Raw genomic sequence first — 15,835 nt, 5'->3', positions numbered from 1 at the left:
GAACATATGTTCCTGCTTTTTTTATGTTTGTAGAATTTTCTGAACTTACAGAAGCATTACCAGCCACATCCACTACGACCCAACGTTCGCTGCTTGAAAGACCTTTCCGTCATTATTGTTAATTACAACGTCAGCTATTTCCTGGAGCAATGCCTGCTTTCTGTGAGAAAGGCGGTGCGGGGGCTGCAGGTAGAGGTGTTTGTAGTAGACAACAACTCCGTGGACGGATCGGTGGAGATGGTGCAGCGGCGCTTCCCCGAGGTCATTCTTCTGGCCAACAAAGAGAACCTGGGTTTTTCCAAAGCCAATAACCAGGCCATCCGGCAGGCCCAGGGCAAGTATGTGCTACTGCTCAACCCAGACACGGTGGTGGAAGAAGACACCTTCTGCAAGTGCTTCAGGTTCATGGAAGAGCACCCCAAAACCGGGGCCCTGGGGGTGAAAATGATGGACGGGGCCGGGCTGTTCCTGCCCGAGTCCAAACGCGGATTGCCTACGCCCTGGGTGGCTTTTTCTAAGGTCTTCGGGTTGGCGGCCATGTTCCCTACTTCCTCGGTGTTCAACCGCTACCACCTGGGCCACCTGCACCCAGACCAGGTACACAAAATCGATATCCTGGCCGGGGCTTTCATGTTCATGCGTGCCCAAGCCCTGGAGAAAGTAGGCCTTCTGGACGAGGACTTTTTCATGTACGGCGAGGACATAGACCTTTCTTACCGCATAAAGGAAGGCGGCTACGACGTGGTGTATTTCCCCGAGACCCGCATCATCCACTACAAAGGCGAGAGCACCCGCAAAACCAGCGTGAACTACGTGTTCATGTTCTACCGCGCCATGATGGTCTTCGCGGAGAAGCACTTCAGCGGGCGGCAGGCCCGGCTGTACTCATTCCTTATTCGGTTGGCCATTTACCTGCGGGCCGCCATTGCTATTCTGGTCAGGGCTTTTCAGCGGGTGACGCCGCTTCTGCTGGATGGGCTTTGTCTGGCCATTGGCGCGGTGGTGGGCGAGAAAGTAGTGCCTGATCCCTTGCCTTTGGGCATTACGCCCATGTGGGGCGCGTACCTGGCCGTCTGGCTGGGCAGTGCTTTCTTCAGTGGGGCATATGACAAACCGGGACGGTTGTACCGGCTGGTCAGTGGTATGCTGTGGGGCAGTATTTTGCTCATGGCTTTCTCCAGCATCGTGTCCATTGTAGGTGAGACGAACAAGAAACACTTGCTGGTGGCCGTGTTGGTGGGTTTGGTGGGCATGACGCTCTGGCGCCTCATATGGCATTTCAGATCGTACGGGCACTGGCGGTTCGGGGAGCCCAAGGCCAAGCGCATTGCGGTGGTGGGCAGTAGTCGGGAGGTGAAAAGGGCCTCGGTGCTGCTGCGGCAGGCCGGCGCCCAGAAACCATTGACGCACCTGGAGCCCCAGCACACCCCGGCAGATCTGCGGCAAATCAAGGAGGTAATCGAAATCTATAAAATAAACGAGCTCATTTTCTGCGGAAAGGACCTGGCCGTATCCCAGATCATTGAATGGATGGTGCAGATCCATAACAGCGCCGTGGAATTCAAGATCCTGCCTGAGAACAGTACCTACATCATCGGGTCCTCGTCAAAGAACGCCCGCGGCGACTATTACGCCCTGCACATTGAGGTGAACCTGCTCAACCCCTACCACCGCCGGAACAAAGTAGTGTTGAATTCACTCGTGAGCGCGGTGCTGCTGATGCTGTCGCCGTTTTTGATCTGGCGCATCAAAGGAAAAAGGCAGTTTCTGAAAAACTGCCTCGGAAACCTGGTGGGCCTTTACCAGTGGGTAGGGCTCAAAGCCACCGCCACCCCTGAGTCTAAGCCCGCCATCCTCTCGCCGGTAGACAAAGTCTCTAACCGGCGCATTAGTCCGGCGGCGGCCCGGCAGATGGAGGTAGTCTACGCCAAAGACTATACGCCTTATACTGACCTAGTTATCCTGGCCAGGAATCTCTCTAATCTGGGAAGATCCATCTAGGAAAACATAACCCTTTCCGTTTTAATTAGTAGAAGAGGCATAAGCCAGACGTATTCCCTCCAGAAGATACTTTCTAAGCAAAGAGCGCGTTTTAAGGAGATACATGTGCCTGTTTCTTCCTTATTTTCCAGTAAATGGCCCCAAAACCGTGAAAGATTAATTAAATATTCACGAATCAGCTATAAAAACAGCAAAAGGTCCTATTTTTGATCCCACACCTTTATGTCTTCTCAAGAGATGCTTACTACCGAACAAAAAGTATTATCAGACCGCATTACCTCACTTGCCGAATCACAGACGATTGCCATGGCCAAAAAGGCCCGCGAACTGGCAGCCAAAGGCGTGGATGTAATCAACCTAAGCTTTGGGGAACCCGATTTCCAGACCCCACAGTACATTAAAGACGCTGCCAAGAAAGCCATTGACGATGGCTATACCTTCTATACGCCTGTAGCCGGCTACCCAGACCTGCGCAAGGCCATTGTGGAGAAGCTGCGCCGCGACAACGGCCTGGAATACGGCCCCGAGAACATTGTGGTATCCACGGGTGCCAAGCAGTCCATCGCCAACGCGGTGATGTGCCTGGTAAACCCCGGCGATGAGGTGATCATCATCTCTCCGTACTGGGTGAGCTACGAGGAAGTAGTGAAACTGGCCGAGGGGATTCCGGTTCCCGTACGTGGCGCCCTTGAGAACGACTACAAAATCACGGCCCAGCAACTGGAAGACGCCATCACCTCCAACACCAAGCTGGTGATGTATTCTTCGCCGTGTAACCCCACCGGGTCTGTGTTCACCAAAGACGAACTGGCTGCGTTTGCCGCCATCCTGGAGAAACACCCGCAGGTGCACGTGATCGCCGATGAGATCTACGAGTACATCAACTTCACCGGGGAACACTACAGCTTGGCCCGCTTTGAGTCTATCAAAGACCGCGTGGTAACCGTGAACGGCTTCTCCAAAGGCTATGCCATGACCGGCTGGCGCGTGGGTTACATTGCTGCCCACAAAGACATCGCCGATGCCTGCGACAAAATGCAGAGCCAGATCACCAGCGGTACCTGCTCTATTGCCCAGAAAGCCGCCCAAGGCGCGCTGGAAGGCGGCCGTGCTTCTGCTGAGGAAATGAGCGCTTCTTACCTGCGTCGCCGCGACCTGGTGCTGGGCCTCATGAACGATATACCCGGCATCAAAACCTACGTGCCGCAGGGTGCCTTTTATATCTTCCCGGATGTGAGCGCTTTCTTCGGGAAGTCTGCCGGCGACATCAAAATTGAGAACGCGAACGACCTGGCCATGTACCTGCTCAACGATGCCCACGTTTCCCTGGTGGAAGGTGGCGCCTTCGGGGCACCAGAGTGTATCAGGTTCTCGTTTGCCGCCTCAGACGCCAAATTGATTGAGGCCCTGGAGCGTATCAAGGCTAGTTTGGCTAAACTGAGCTAAAAACGAGTCTCGCATTTTCTTCTTACCTTTGACAGACATTGGATAACGCGCCTACAGACCAGGTGGGTTATCCAATGTTTTGTTTCAACCCTATTTATCTTTCTGAATGTCCATTCAGCGCACCGTATCCTCCCTTTTTGACCGTTTCAGCCAACTGCGGGTGTTAGTGGTAGGGGATGTGATGATTGACGCCTATCTCTGGGGAAAATCGACCCGCCTGTCGCCAGAGGCGCCGGTTCCCATTGTGAACAGAACCAAAACCGAGCAGCGCCTGGGCGGGGCTGCCAACGTGGCCCTGAACGTGCAGAGCCTGGGCGCCACGCCGCTGCTGTGCTCCGTGGTAGGTGATGACCCCGAGGGTGCCGACCTCCTCCGTTTACTGCGGGAGCAAGGCCAAACCGACGAGGGCATTGTTTTGAGCCCCGAGCGGCCCACCACCGTAAAACAGCGTATCATCTCCGGCGGCCAACAGTTGCTGAGGATAGATTCAGAAGTTGAGATGGACCTCACCGCCACTGAGCGCCAAGCCTTGGTGCAGCGGTTCCAGGGATTGTTAGAAACCGCCCATGTGGTCATTTTCGAGGATTACGACAAAGGCGTGTTGAGTGCCGAGGTCATTGACGAGCTGCTCACGCTGGCCAGGCAAGCCGGTGTGCCCACGGTGGTAGACCCCAAGAAAAAGAACTTCCTGTCTTACAAAGGCAGCACGCTGTTTAAACCCAACCTGAAAGAACTCAAAGAAGGTCTGAAAGTGGATTTCGCGGATGCGAATCTGGAAGCTTTTGAAGCGGCGGTAAACCAGTTGCAGGAAAAACTGGACCTGGAGAACGTACTGGTCACCCTCTCTGAGCGCGGGGTTTTCTGCCAATCAGTTTCCCAAGGCAAAACTTACCTGGATGCCCACATCCGCTCCATTTCTGATGTGTCCGGCGCCGGGGATACCGTAGTGAGCATCGCGGCCCTGAGCCTGGCTGCCGGCCTCCCGTTGCCAGCCTTGGCTGAATTGGCCAACTTAGGCGGAGGGTTGGTCTGCGAACACGTAGGCGTAGTGCCTATTGACAAAGAACAACTGAAATCAGAAGCCCAGAAATCGCAGGTGCTACAGAAAGAGCTGGCTTCGTTTGAAGTGACTACCTGAAGTATAGGTGTTTTGGGGCTGTTGTTGAGAAAATGGCCTTTAAATGGGATTGTGGTTAAAGGCTGATTCTTATAAAGTGCAGTAACCTTTTAAATGCTGCTAGTGCAGCAGGCAAGTTGCAAACTTGCCGTCATGGCAACCACAAGTTACGCTAACGCTAAACTTGCGGTAGGGGATGAGGTGGTATGAGGTAAGGTTTCATACTTTAATATCCATTACCTAGTAATTTAGGTAATGGATATTATCTGGTTCAAGTTTTCAACTTGGACCTAAAATCACCTGAAGTTTGCAACTTCAGTGAGGCAAAGCCTCAGAAAAGCATTCCCAAGTCTATAGAACTAAACCAAAACGGCCTCCTGCTCATCAGAACAAGAGGCCGTTTTTATATCGTTTTTTGAAAAACGGGCAGAAACTGCTTAGCGGTGGCTGTATTCTTTCACCGTCTGGATAAAGCATTTCACCTTCTCAGGATCGGTATCGGGGTACACGCCATGGCCTAGGTTGGCGATGTGGCGGTTAGGCCCGAAGGCTTCCAGCATTTTGATGGTTTCGCGTTTCACGCCGGCAAAGTCGTTGTAGAGGGCGCAGGGGTCCAGGTTGCCTTGCAGGGTCTTGTTCGGTCCTACAGCGGCGCGGGCGTCTTTCACGTCCATGTTCCAGTCCAGGCCAATTACCTGGCAATCCAGTTGGGAGAAATCTGCGAGGGAGAAGAAGGCGCCCTTGGCGAAAACCGTCACCGGTACTCCTTGAATAGCCTGGCAGATCTCCGCGATGTAGCGGTAAGAGAATTCTTTGTAGTGCGCCGGAGGCAGAATACCCGCCCAGGAGTCAAACACCTGGATCAGGTTGGCGCCGGCCTCTACCTGCGCCTTAAGGTAAGCGATGGTGGTATCGGTGATCTTGCGCAGCAGTTGGTGCGACAGTTCAGGCGCCTCGTACAGCATCTTGCGGGCTTTGGAGAACGTCTTGGAGCCGCTGCCTTCCACCATGTACGCGAAAATAGTCCAGGGCGCACCTGCAAACCCAATGAGCGGCACGCGGCCGTTCAGTTCGCGTTTGGTGACCTTGATGGCTTCCAGCACGTAGTTCAGGTGCTCGTAGGGATCAGCCACGCGGACGTTCTCTACATCAGCGGCGGTTTTGATGGTGTAGGGGAAGATAGGTCCCCGTTTCTCAATCATTTCGTAGGTGCAGCCCATGGCCTCGGGCACCACCAGGATATCGGAGAAAATGATGGCGGCATCCACGTCCAGCAGATCCACTGGCTGAATGGTCACCTCAGCGGCCAGTTCAGGGGTTTCCACCAGTTCCTTGAAACCGGAGAGGCGTTCGCGCACGGCGCGGTATTCCGGTAAAATACGCCCAGCCTGACGCATGAGCCACACGGGAGTTCTTTCAGTAGGCTGCCCCATGGCGGCGCGCAGGAGCAAGTCGTTCTTTAATTGCATGCCGCAAAGATAAGGTAAAACAATGAGTCCTGAGTTCTGAGTCTAGGGTCCGGAGTCAGAAATTATGGAAAGCAGAGCCCATAAACCAGAATTGGTTTTGGGCATGTTTTAGGAAAATGAGCTTAGAAATAGGTGGCTGGCTTATTTGAACAGCGCCAGCAGAGCCGTTACAATGAAGCTCACACCCAAAGACAGTACAATGAAGCCCATGATTTTGGTGAGGGCGGCAAGGCCGGCTTTGCCCATGAAGATCATGAGGCGAGGCGAGAAAAGCAAGATGGTGTAACTCACCGCGCCCAGCAGAATGATGCCCAACACCGTAAGGACCATGTCAAAATAGGTGAGCGACTTGGTGAAAAGGCTGATGACCACCGCAATGGACCCCGGGCCCGAGAGCAAAGGCATGGCCAGCGGCGTAAAAGAGATATCTTCTTTTTCTACGCCCTCGGCGACCACGTCTTTGGAGATCTTTTTGCTGTCCTCTTTAGGGTTGAGCAAGTCCAGGCCCGCCCGCATGATCATGATACCCCCCGCAATACGCAGATCATGGATCCGGAGGCCGAAGAAATCCAGCACGGCTTGCCCGGCCAGAAAGAAAACCGTCAGAATCATGATCATGTACAGACAAGCCCTGAAGGCCTGCTGTTTCCGGCGGGCGGGGGAGTCATCGTGCGTGAGCGTGAGGAACACCGGCATGGCGCCAAAAGGATTCACCACCGAAAACAAAGCCGAGAAAGTTGCGAGTAGAATTTCCATTGCGCCCAATAATACGCAAAATCAGGATATTACCTAGTACAGCCCTCCGGTAGGTGGGAGGGCTGCACCGGTAAGGGAAAAATCATGATTTAGGCGAAAAGCCGCTGCCAGATACCAGTTTGCTTGGACTTGGCTGGGGTAGACAGACGCTTCTGCTGCGCCAGTTGCAAACGCAGAATGGATTTCACCAGCGGGTAGTGGGCCTGTCCATCGCGCTGTAGCACGCCAATGACGCCCGGTTGCCAGCAGTCCAGGATTTTTTTGCCGTCAATGGACGAGGTAAGGACAAACAGATGCGTACGGTCCAGGTGTGCCGTAAGAGACTTCAGCAAGCGGGTGTCCGGCTCATAGCCTAAGGCTGCTTTGCCGCCTAACACAATGATTTCACGGGTGGAGTTACGGCCTACGCCAAAATGGCTTTCAAATACATCATAGCTTAGCGTCTGCACCTCAACCCGTTGGGCGTATAGATTTTGCTTATTCAAAGCTTGCACAAGTGCGGCTGCCAGGGTTTGGTCATCTTCCAAGAGTAAGAGCCTATAGGAAGTATTCATAGATAGGTTTAGATAATTCTATTTTAATCTAGGCAAATATGGAGTTTGCTGATTATGAATATTATATAATGATAAGTTGGAAACGTTATCTTCTACTTTCCTTCAAAGATATTCTTTTTTCCAGAAATTTTTATGCTGAGCAGCCTTTTGAGATTAAATAAAGAATCTGTGCAAGAAAAAATGCCGCTGGCTGCCCTAAAACTTGTAGCTTACCCGCATAAGCCTGAGATTTGGGTTTCCGGCTGAGGGTGTGGCCTTCAGCCGGAAACTCATATTCCTTATCTTGTGACTTTCCGGTTTTAAAATGAACAATGTTAGATTAGGTATTCTGGGCGGCGGTCAACTGGGTCGCATGCTGCTGCAGGCCGGTTTGGATTTCAACCTCTACACCCTGGTGCTGGACCCAGACGAATACGCGCCCTGCCGCCATCTCTGCGAGGAGTTTGTGCACGGTGATTTCAAGGACTACGATACGGTGTATGCCTTCGGGAAACGCTGTACGCACGTGACTATAGAGATTGAGCACGTGAACGTAGATGCCCTTTTTGCCTTGGAGAAAGAAGGCGTGCAGGTGTATCCTAAGCCTGCCTCGCTTAAGACCATTCAGGACAAAGGCCTGCAGAAAGAGTTTTTCAAACAGAACAGCATCCCTACCTCAGATTTCAGGTTGTTGCAGGATGCCGCTGAGCTGGAGACGAACTTGGATTTTCTGCCTGCTTTCCAGAAACTGCGCCGGGGCGGCTATGACGGTAACGGCGTTACGCGACTTTCCTCCGAGAATGATTTGGCCAAGGCTTTTCAGGCCCCAACCGTACTGGAGAAACTGGTGGAGTTTGAAACAGAGATATCGGTGATCTGCGCAAGAAACGTACAGGGCGAGGTGAAGGCCTTCCCGGTGGTGGAACAAGTCATGCACCCAGAGCACAATCTGGTTGACTATCTGTTGGCGCCGGCCCAGATTGCCTATAAACTGCAGCGCATGGCCATTGAGATTGCCACCCACGTGACGACCGCGCTGGACATTGTGGGACTCTTGGCGGTGGAGATGTTTGTAACCCGCGATGGGCAGATCCTGGTGAACGAGGTAGCCCCGCGTCCGCATAACAGCGGCCATCATACCATGAAAGCCAACGCCACCTCGCAGTTTGAGCAGCACCTGCGTGCGATTTTGGGCTTGCCACTGGGCGACACTGAGCCGCACTGCCCGGCGGTGCTGGTGAACCTGCTGGGTGAGGCCGGCTATTCCGGCGAGGCCGTTTACCAAGGCCTGGAAGATACATTGCAGGAGCCTGGCGTGCACATTCACCTGTACGGGAAGAAGTTTACCCGGCCTTACCGTAAAATGGGCCATTTAACCGTGCTGGCCCCTACCATTGCAGAAGTAAAACAGAAAGCAGATACCTTAAAAAACCGACTAAAAATTATTGCATGAGCCAATCTCCTGATAAAAACACGCCACTGGTAGGTATTATCATGGGCAGCCAGTCAGACCTGAAGGTGATGTCTGGCGCCGCCGATATCCTGGAGCAACTGAACATTCCCTTTGAAGTTACCATCGTATCGGCGCACCGCACCCCGCACCGCATGCTGGAGTACGCTGAGGGTGCCCGCAAAAGAGGCCTCAAAACCATTATCGCCGGGGCCGGCGGAGCCGCGCATTTGCCGGGCATGGTAGCAGCCCTCACTACGCTGCCTGTGATTGGCGTGCCAGTGAAGTCCAGCAACTCCATTGACGGCTGGGATTCTATCCTTTCTATCCTGCAAATGCCTTCCGGGGTGCCCGTGGCTACCGTAGCCTTGAACGGTGCTACCAACGCCGGATTGCTGGCCGCCCAGATTTTGGGCAGTACCAACGCCGTAGTGGCCGATGCCCTAGAGAAACACCGGGCTGTGCAGCATGACAAGGTAATGCGCTCTGTGGAGCAGCTACGCCGCGGCGATATAGAAATGGACTAGCCTTTGCTCACGCTAAAGCCCATAAAAACAACTGCCACGCCCGGGTTCTCCCAAGCGTGGCAGTTGTATGAAGAGGCCTTCCCGCTGGAGGAGCGCCGCACCCTAGCGCAGCAGACAGAACTACTCTCAAACCCAGCCTACCGGTTCCTTTCCATCACGGACCAGGAAGAGTTTGCAGGATTCTTTGGGGTTTGGCAGCTGCCGGAGTTCACTTTTCTGGAGCATTTTGCCGTGCTGCCCTCGCTCCGCGGCAAAGGGACAGGGGCAAGGGCTTTAACTGTTTTACTGGAAACCCTTCTTCAGCCCCTGGTGCTGGAAGTAGAGACTCCGCACTCAGAGATCGCTCAGCGCCGCATCAGGTTTTACGAGCGGCTGGGCTTCCGGCTGAATGATTTTGAATACCGGCAACCGCCCTATGTTGCCAGAATGCCGTGGGTGCCGTTGTTGCTAATGTCATACCCCTCTCTTTTAGCCTCGGCGGAGATTGAAAAGGTGAAGGTACAGTTGTACCGTTATGTCTACCAACAAGCCGTTTAAGGGCCAGTTTCTGAAAAGGAGACCTGAATCGCTTCTCCGGCTATTAAATGGTGAGAGGTTTTTAGGCCCGGTATCTCCACTCCAGGATAAAGCAATAAATCATCACCAGTGCGCAGATCGTGAGTCCTAATGATTCTCTGGCTTCCTCAATGGCGGGAGAGCGGCTCATGTCAAAAAAGATGCCCTGGTACACAGGTGGCCAAAGCAAGAAGGCGGCAATGGCATACCCCAGAAAAGCCATTGCATACACCCACCTGAACAGCTTGCGCTTATAAGCCAGAAAGCAAAGTACCGCCGCCGACAGATAAACCGGTACCCAAACAGCAGGATCAGGGTCGTTCAATTGCACAAAGGCAAACAGAACGAACATCAGCATAAATACAAGCAGAAGCAATACCCGGAATTTCATAGGAGTTTAAGAATAGCTTTTTCTATATTCTTCGCTAATGTAAAATTTTCTAAACAAGGTGCAATAGCAACTGTTTCACTTACTTAAAAGTATCATAAGTAGAACTCTTTTTCTATTGCGTGCCTATGAAAATACTTATCCGCTTCATTATAGTTTTTTTTACGCCCCTGCTGTTATCCGGATGCTACAAGATCAAGGGCCATTACGGTGGTCCCAAGAGCTTTGAGCCGCAGACCCGTGCCCTGCAACCCGCAGATGTGGCTTTACCAGGCGGCTACACCATTGAACCGGTCACCTCGGGTTTGAACTACCCCACCGGCATCACCTTTGACGAGCAGGGCACCCCTTACGTCACGGAGGCCGGTTACGCCTACGGCGAAGTCTGGCTGCCGCCCAAACTCCTGCGTCTGAACCCTGATGGAACGACGACCCAGGTTGCGGCCGGCGATAAAAATGGCCCCTGGACCGGCGCCGCTTACCACGATGGCTTTTTCTACGTCTCAGAAGGCGGGGAACTGGAGGGCGGGCGTATCCTTAAGATTTCAAAAGCCGGGCAGATTACCCGCTTGGTAGAGAACCTGCCCAGCATGGGCGACCACCACACCGATGCCCCCGTAGTTGGCCAGGACGGATACCTGTACTTTGGGCAGGGAACGGCCACCAACTCCGCCATTGTGGGCACTGATAATTACCACTACGGCTGGCTCAAGCGCAACCCCACCTTCCATGACATCCCCTGCCAGGACATTGTCCTGACGGGCCAGAACTTCACCACCTACAATCCCCTAACCGAAGATGACAAGGACGAAGTCACTACTGGCGCTTACCTGCCCTTCGGGACTCCCAGTACACCTAACCAAACCATCAAAGGGGCCATTCCGTGTTCCGGGGCCATCTTCAGGGTGTCTCTGCAGGGTGGGCCTTTAGAGTTGGTGGCTTGGGGCTTAAGAAACCCATACGGATTAGCCTTTTCACAGAACGGCCAGCTCTACGTCACGGATAATGGCTACGATACCCGCGGCAGCCGGCCCGGCTACGGCGCCGGCGATGTGCTCTGGGCCGTGCAGCCGGGCAAGTGGTACGGCTGGCCCGACTTCGCGAACGGTCAGCCTATGGCCTCAGATGACTATAAGACTCCGCACGATGACCCTAAATTCCTGCTGGCCAAACACCCGGGTACTCCGCCTAAGCCGGCTGCCATCCTGGGGGTGCATTCCTCCTCTAATGGCTTGGACTTCTCCCGCAACGCCGGCTTCGGTCATGTGGGGGAGGCGTTTATTGCCCAGTTTGGCGATATGACCCCCGAAGTAGGCCACACCTACGGCCCGGTGGGTTTCAAGGTGGTGCGCGTAAACCCTGGCAATGGCGTAGTGGAGGATTTCGCCACAAACAAAACCAAAATCAACGGACCCGCCTCCATCCTGCAGAACGGTGGGTTGGAAAGACCCATCGCCGTGAAGTTTAACCCGGCCGGAAACGCCCTCTACGTGGTGGATTTCGGGATCATGCCGATGACCGAGCAGGGACCTGCCCCCAAGCAGAAAACCGGGGTAGTTTGGAGAATCACTAAAACCGGAGCCAGATGAAAAAGCTATTCAACACTTACAAACAAACCTGGTTGCTGCTGGCAGTAATTCCAGTGCTGGTGCTCAGCAGTTGCGGCACGGCCCGGCGCAGTGAGCCTATCATGGGACCTTTGGCCCTGCAGACCCAGCAACTGGAGAACGGCAGGGTAGTGTTCATGCAGAACTGCCAGCGGTGCCATCCGCTCGGCGAAGCCGGTTTAGGTCCGTCGCTCAACAACATTCCGCTGCCGGGAGTTGCCCTGCGGTTCAGGGTACGGAGCAAAGCCTTTTTCCTGGGCATCGGCCGGATGCCCTCCTTCAAAAAGCACGAAATCTCCAGAGAGCAGATGGATGAACTGGTAGTGTATCTCAAAGCCCTGAGAAGGCATAAAAGAACCGAGGCCGTGGCGGCCCAGTAATTTCTTCCGTTCTAAGGCCGAATTTAAAAAGGAGGGCAAAACGGAGGCCTACACCCTGACCTGCTTTCTGGTAAGAAGAAAAAATGAACCCACAACCCGCGCACATTTACCTCATCCGGCACGCCAGGCCTATCATCAGCCGGAAAGGCTTTTTCAGTAAGGCGCAGGCTCAGCAGTATATCAGTGACTACAACCTGGCGGAGGTGGAGAAGGTCATAGAAAGGAGCGAGCATCTGCCCATGGACCGCATCAAACGGGTATTCTGCAGTACCTTGCCCCGGGCCAAAGCCACTGCGCGCATGTTGTTTGGGCCCGAGGTGGAGCTTATAGAAGATGCAAGGTTCAGGGAATTTGAGAACCGGATATGGGGGCTGCCCTTAGGTAAGTTTCCGCTGAAGTGGTGGCAGGTAACCTCCCGTATTCTGTGGCTCTTGGGTTTGAACCAGAAAGACATTGAAAGCTTTAAACAGGCCAAAATACGGGCTGCACAGGCCGCGGATCATCTGGTGCAAGAAGCAGAGACCTATGGCCTGGCTGTGCTGGTGGCGCACGGTTTCCTAAATGAATTCATCAAAAGAGCCCTGAAGAAACACGGCTGGAAAGTTCTGCTGGACGGTGGCCGAGGCTACGTAGGCGTGACGCAGCTTGAAAAAGGAGCAAACCGTTTAGCGCCCGTTTCTTAAAAATTGGGCGCTAAACAAGACAAGAAACCTTGCGGGGAACAGAGTTGGTGGGTTAGGCGACTACTGCTTTACGCCTGTGAGATGAGCTTTCTTTTCTCTCCAGCGCCGCTTGCCGGAGTGAGAAGAAATGGAGAGTATAAGCCAATGGCACCAGGAAAGAAGGAAGCAATATAATGGGAAAGGTGGTGAGGATAGTGGCCCCGGGCTCCTCAAAAAAGGCCTGAACCGGACTGGGCAGCGTGAGCAAGGCATTGATTACAATATTGAGGAGCAGCCCCAAACCAATCAAATGATAGAGAAATGCCAGTCTGTGGTAACGCCGATGTCCGGCATAGCAGATTACCGCGAAAATAGGCCCTAGGATGCCAGACAGGATATCCCAGTTCCGACCTTCAAACGTCAGGCGCTCCGGAATTGCATTCGCCAGGAATAGCCACCATAGGAAAATCTCCACCGGTATTCTAAAGGCCTGCAGGTAAAGCAACCCACCCGATGGCAAATGCCGCAGGAAGTTCTGGGTTTTAGGATGGAAGCAGATCACCAGTACCGTTGCTAAAGGCGGGAACAAGGCCGGAACCATGTTCAGGGGCGCGATGGCGAAGTTAGAGGTAAAGCCGCTCAAGGCCAAAAGGCTGGCCAGCACCAACCAGGTTAGGAGCAGACTGCCAATGATCCAGGTTTTTCTGGTGGCCTGGGCCGATGAGTAGCCCATGCGGAGGAACGTGTGGCGGGTGCCGGCCAGAACCAGAGCCAGGCACAGAAGACTGAGAACGGCGAACCCAATCTGGGCGAGAAATAGAGAATCTGTTTTCATAACCAAACCATGTTGTTATGGTGTAAAGATGCAGCCTCCAGCGCCTGATCTGTTTGACAGAAATTGCTAATTTCCCTCTTGCCGGAACAAAGCCGGCGAGCAGCCCATCACCTTCCTGAAAGTGCGGCTGAACATGGAAATCTCGGGGTAGCCGCACTGCAGCGCTACTTCGCCAATAGTCATTCTGGTTTTCTGCAGCAGGGGCAGGCTGCGCTGGATGCGGTGCTGCAGCAGGAACTGGTGCGGAGTGCTGCCATGCACCTGGCTGAAGGCCCGCAGGAAATGGAATTTAGACAAGCAGGCCACCTGGGCCAATTCTCCCAAAGTTGGATTCTGATACGGGTCAGCCAACAGGTAATCGGTGGCCTGGGAAACGCGCTTGAACAGCTCGGCCCGGGCACCTGCTTTGACGGCAGATAGGCTCCGGAGTTGCCGGTGCAGTTCTTTTTTATGCTGAACCAAAGCCTGCAGCAATGGCACAAAGCTCTCTTCCAACTGTAGATTTGGTACCTCGGGAGCGGCACCCAGTAGGTGCAGTCTCTGCAGGGCCTGGTTCAAGGCGGGTGTTTTCCGCTGCAGCAAGTTGGGGAAGTCTGCGAGCCCTGTACCCAGCGCTGGTGAGAAAGGATTGTCCAGCAGGTACTGTGGCTGGTGTACCGTGGCTTTAAGGTAATCTTCCCACAGGTTCTGGCCCAGGTGCAGGTTAAAGGTCTCTACTAGTTGGTGCTGGCTGTCAATGTCCAGAGTGTAGTGCTGGGCCCGGTTAGTGAGGAAAAAGCAATCATCGGGGACCGCCACTTTCTTGCTGCCCGCACTCACATACGAGGTTCCCTTAAGGTTGGTGAAAAGCGAGAACGGACCTTTGATATCTGGGCGGTGACAGCCGCGGGTCTGGGTGTTGAGAATGACCAGCGGCCACTCAAATCTCTCTTTTTTTGGCTCTGCTGCCGAAGGCCCGTTCTCTTCCTGAAAAGCCGTCTCGGCTCTCTCCTTCAACTGCCGGTAGTCAGGAAACTCTTTCAGGAACATTTTCGGGCTGTTTCCTTGAAATTAAGCTAAAAGCGGCACAAAAGGAAGCAGAAAACGTGATTGTTGGGGCAGGTGCCTACAGGTTTTGCAGGTATTTAACCAATTGTAGAAGACCTGATGGTTTCGGCCTGCAATAGGTTTCTGGTCGATATTCAGCTGCAGACCAAGCGTTCAAAACTGAGCAAAAGCAAAACTGTTTCAACCTCAATTTTCAGAAATCAGGCCTAAAGCGGAGCAGTTTTCGGCTTAATAAGGAAACGCTCTTTTAGGCTTCGGGGCCTTCTTCACCGATGACGCCGTGTAGCCTCCTTCAAACAAGCGCCCGAAGTTGATTTTGAGTTTCTCTTGGATATCGTCAAAGTGGCTGCAGTTGGTATGGGTAAGGGCGCGCAAGGTGAGTTCAGCGCAGGCGTAGGAGTCGGCGGCGGCGCGGTGGTGCTTGAACTGGATGCCATGGCGGTTGCAGAGCGACTTCAAGTCATACTGCGGCAAGCCTTGCCACACCTGTTTGGAGAACTGCACGCTGCAGGCGTAGTTCAACTCCGGGAAGGGCAGGCCATAGGTATTCAAGGTAGCGCGCAGCACGCTCATGTCAAAGCTGGCGTTGTGGGCAATGACCAACTGGTTCTGCAGCACCGGTTGAAGCTCCTGCCAAACCTGGTCAAAGGTGGGGCTGTTCTTTACATCCTGCGGTTTAATCCCATGGATGGCGATGTTCCAGCCGTTGAAGTAGGGGTAGGATTTCGGTTTGATGAGCCAGGCTTCCGTCTTTTCTATTTGTCCGTTCCGTACAAACGTCAATCCAATCTCACACGGGCTGTCGCGTTCTGCCGTGGCTGTCTCAAAATCAAGGGTGATGAAATTCATTCTCTTCCTGCACTTAGCGTTTCCATGGCAAGTTACAACCATTTTCGGGCAATGACCCGATCCTGTTTGAAAGAACTTAAACCATACCTACCTGGCCTCAGTCAGTAGCGGGGTTGAAGTGAGAAGAGAAAAATTCTTTGTGGAGGTGATGAAAGGGAATGGCCTGCCGTGAAATAAAAAAAGCCACCCTTTCAAGAGTGGCCTTTGTGCTGG

Annotated in this window: 16 protein-coding genes; 9 read left to right on the top strand and 7 right to left on the bottom strand. The window is 53.6% G+C overall.

Features of this window, described 5'->3' with window-relative positions; translation table 11 throughout:
• The first annotated feature begins 93 nt into the window (after positions 1-93).
• The 3 genes from J3P34_RS02200 (at position 94) to J3P34_RS02190 (ending at position 4,585) form a co-directional block, all read left to right on the top strand.
• The gene (locus J3P34_RS02200; RefSeq protein ID WP_210486237.1) at positions 94-2,001 is read left to right on the top strand and encodes a glycosyltransferase family 2 protein; all 1,908 of its coding nucleotides are present in this window, start codon (positions 94-96) and stop codon (positions 1,999-2,001) included.
• Between the two features lie 237 nt (positions 2,002-2,238).
• Positions 2,239-3,447 carry a pyridoxal phosphate-dependent aminotransferase gene (locus tag J3P34_RS02195; RefSeq protein WP_210466122.1) on the top strand — a complete coding sequence of 403 codons (1,209 nt, stop codon included), beginning with the start codon at positions 2,239-2,241 and terminating at the stop codon, positions 3,445-3,447.
• Between the two features lie 106 nt (positions 3,448-3,553).
• The gene (locus J3P34_RS02190; protein ID WP_210486236.1) at positions 3,554-4,585 is read left to right on the top strand and encodes a bifunctional heptose 7-phosphate kinase/heptose 1-phosphate adenyltransferase; all 1,032 of its coding nucleotides are present in this window, start codon (positions 3,554-3,556) and stop codon (positions 4,583-4,585) included.
• A gap of 416 nt (positions 4,586-5,001) precedes the next feature.
• Here the strand turns inward: J3P34_RS02190 and hemE are convergent, their stop codons facing one another.
• The 3 genes from hemE to J3P34_RS02175 all read right to left on the bottom strand — a co-directional run bounded on the left by hemE (position 5,002) and on the right by J3P34_RS02175 (position 7,343).
• Positions 5,002-6,033, bottom strand: coding sequence for a uroporphyrinogen decarboxylase (gene hemE, locus J3P34_RS02185; protein WP_210486235.1), 1,032 nt, complete (start codon positions 6,031-6,033; stop codon positions 5,002-5,004).
• 141 nt (positions 6,034-6,174) lie between these two features.
• Complete coding sequence (locus J3P34_RS02180) at positions 6,175-6,789, bottom strand: MarC family protein (protein ID WP_210486234.1); 615 nt, start codon at positions 6,787-6,789, stop codon at positions 6,175-6,177.
• Positions 6,790-6,878: 89 nt separating this feature from the next.
• A complete protein-coding gene (locus J3P34_RS02175; RefSeq protein ID WP_210486233.1) occupies positions 6,879-7,343 on the bottom strand; it encodes a hypothetical protein in 465 nt (154 codons plus the stop codon).
• 304 nt (positions 7,344-7,647) lie between these two features.
• Here J3P34_RS02175 and J3P34_RS02170 point away from each other — a divergent pair, with 304 nt between their 5' ends.
• From J3P34_RS02170 to J3P34_RS02160, 3 genes are read left to right on the top strand one after another with little or no spacing between them, the layout of a single operon-like run.
• Entirely contained in the window at positions 7,648-8,775 is a 1,128-nt protein-coding gene (locus J3P34_RS02170; RefSeq protein WP_210486232.1) for a 5-(carboxyamino)imidazole ribonucleotide synthase, read from the top strand.
• A complete protein-coding gene (gene purE / locus J3P34_RS02165) occupies positions 8,772-9,299 on the top strand; it encodes a 5-(carboxyamino)imidazole ribonucleotide mutase (RefSeq protein ID WP_210466110.1) in 528 nt (175 codons plus the stop codon). Before J3P34_RS02170 ends, purE begins: the two co-directional genes overlap by 4 nt.
• 3 nt (positions 9,300-9,302) lie before the next feature.
• Positions 9,303-9,836, top strand: a complete 534-nt coding sequence (locus tag J3P34_RS02160) for a GNAT family N-acetyltransferase (protein WP_246853498.1) — start codon at positions 9,303-9,305, stop codon at positions 9,834-9,836.
• Positions 9,837-9,897: 61 nt separating this feature from the next.
• Here the strand turns inward: J3P34_RS02160 and J3P34_RS02155 are convergent, their stop codons facing one another.
• Positions 9,898-10,245, bottom strand: coding sequence for a transmembrane 220 family protein (locus J3P34_RS02155; protein WP_210486231.1), 348 nt, complete (start codon positions 10,243-10,245; stop codon positions 9,898-9,900).
• A gap of 125 nt (positions 10,246-10,370) precedes the next feature.
• On the opposite strand from J3P34_RS02155, the gene J3P34_RS02150 reads away from it, so the two are divergent.
• The 3 genes from J3P34_RS02150 to J3P34_RS02140 all read left to right on the top strand — a co-directional run bounded on the left by J3P34_RS02150 (position 10,371) and on the right by J3P34_RS02140 (position 12,912).
• Positions 10,371-11,831, top strand: coding sequence for a PQQ-dependent sugar dehydrogenase (locus J3P34_RS02150; protein ID WP_210486230.1), 1,461 nt, complete (start codon positions 10,371-10,373; stop codon positions 11,829-11,831).
• Positions 11,828-12,229, top strand: a complete 402-nt coding sequence (locus J3P34_RS02145; RefSeq protein WP_210486229.1) for a c-type cytochrome — start codon at positions 11,828-11,830, stop codon at positions 12,227-12,229. The genes J3P34_RS02150 and J3P34_RS02145 overlap by 4 nt, the downstream gene beginning before the upstream one ends.
• Positions 12,230-12,312: 83 nt before the next feature.
• Positions 12,313-12,912, top strand: coding sequence for a histidine phosphatase family protein (locus J3P34_RS02140; protein ID WP_210486228.1), 600 nt, complete (start codon positions 12,313-12,315; stop codon positions 12,910-12,912).
• Positions 12,913-12,964: 52 nt separating this feature from the next.
• Here the strand turns inward: J3P34_RS02140 and J3P34_RS02135 are convergent, their stop codons facing one another.
• From J3P34_RS02135 to J3P34_RS02125, 3 genes are all read right to left on the bottom strand, one after another.
• A complete protein-coding gene (locus tag J3P34_RS02135; protein ID WP_210486227.1) occupies positions 12,965-13,726 on the bottom strand; it encodes a hypothetical protein in 762 nt (253 codons plus the stop codon).
• 66 nt (positions 13,727-13,792) lie between these two features.
• A complete protein-coding gene (locus tag J3P34_RS02130) occupies positions 13,793-14,755 on the bottom strand; it encodes a helix-turn-helix transcriptional regulator (RefSeq protein ID WP_210486226.1) in 963 nt (320 codons plus the stop codon).
• A 246-nt stretch (positions 14,756-15,001) separates the two neighbouring features.
• Positions 15,002-15,622: a 3'-5' exonuclease gene (locus J3P34_RS02125; protein ID WP_210486225.1), complete on the bottom strand. Its 621-nt coding sequence runs from the start codon at positions 15,620-15,622 to the stop codon at positions 15,002-15,004.
• Positions 15,623-15,835 lie beyond the last annotated feature (213 nt).

The sequence above is a fragment of the Rufibacter aurantiacus genome (assembly GCF_017916345.1).
GTDB lineage: Bacteria > Bacteroidota > Bacteroidia > Cytophagales > Hymenobacteraceae > Nibribacter > Nibribacter roseolus.
The sequence above is the reverse complement of the archived record's forward strand: the minus strand, read 5'-3'. Positions and strand labels throughout refer to the sequence as shown.

Coding starts and splice junctions, on each gene's coding strand:
- J3P34_RS02125 (WP_210486225.1), bottom strand. CDS start 15,622: ATGAATTTCATCACCCTTGATTTTGAGACAGCCACGGCAGAACGCGAC.
- J3P34_RS02135 (WP_210486227.1), bottom strand. CDS start 13,726: ATGAAAACAGATTCTCTATTTCTCGCCCAGATTGGGTTCGCCGTTCTC.
- hemE (WP_210486235.1), bottom strand. CDS start 6,033: ATGCAATTAAAGAACGACTTGCTCCTGCGCGCCGCCATGGGGCAGCCT.
- J3P34_RS02130 (WP_210486226.1), bottom strand. CDS start 14,755: ATGTTCCTGAAAGAGTTTCCTGACTACCGGCAGTTGAAGGAGAGAGCC.
- J3P34_RS02190 (WP_210486236.1), top strand. CDS start 3,554: ATGTCCATTCAGCGCACCGTATCCTCCCTTTTTGACCGTTTCAGCCAA.
- J3P34_RS02150 (WP_210486230.1), top strand. CDS start 10,371: ATGAAAATACTTATCCGCTTCATTATAGTTTTTTTTACGCCCCTGCTG.
- J3P34_RS02155 (WP_210486231.1), bottom strand. CDS start 10,245: ATGAAATTCCGGGTATTGCTTCTGCTTGTATTTATGCTGATGTTCGTT.
- J3P34_RS02180 (WP_210486234.1), bottom strand. CDS start 6,789: ATGGAAATTCTACTCGCAACTTTCTCGGCTTTGTTTTCGGTGGTGAAT.
- purE (WP_210466110.1), top strand. CDS start 8,772: ATGAGCCAATCTCCTGATAAAAACACGCCACTGGTAGGTATTATCATG.
- J3P34_RS02170 (WP_210486232.1), top strand. CDS start 7,648: ATGAACAATGTTAGATTAGGTATTCTGGGCGGCGGTCAACTGGGTCGC.
- J3P34_RS02195 (WP_210466122.1), top strand. CDS start 2,239: ATGCTTACTACCGAACAAAAAGTATTATCAGACCGCATTACCTCACTT.
- J3P34_RS02140 (WP_210486228.1), top strand. CDS start 12,313: ATGAACCCACAACCCGCGCACATTTACCTCATCCGGCACGCCAGGCCT.
- J3P34_RS02145 (WP_210486229.1), top strand. CDS start 11,828: ATGAAAAAGCTATTCAACACTTACAAACAAACCTGGTTGCTGCTGGCA.
- J3P34_RS02175 (WP_210486233.1), bottom strand. CDS start 7,343: ATGAATACTTCCTATAGGCTCTTACTCTTGGAAGATGACCAAACCCTG.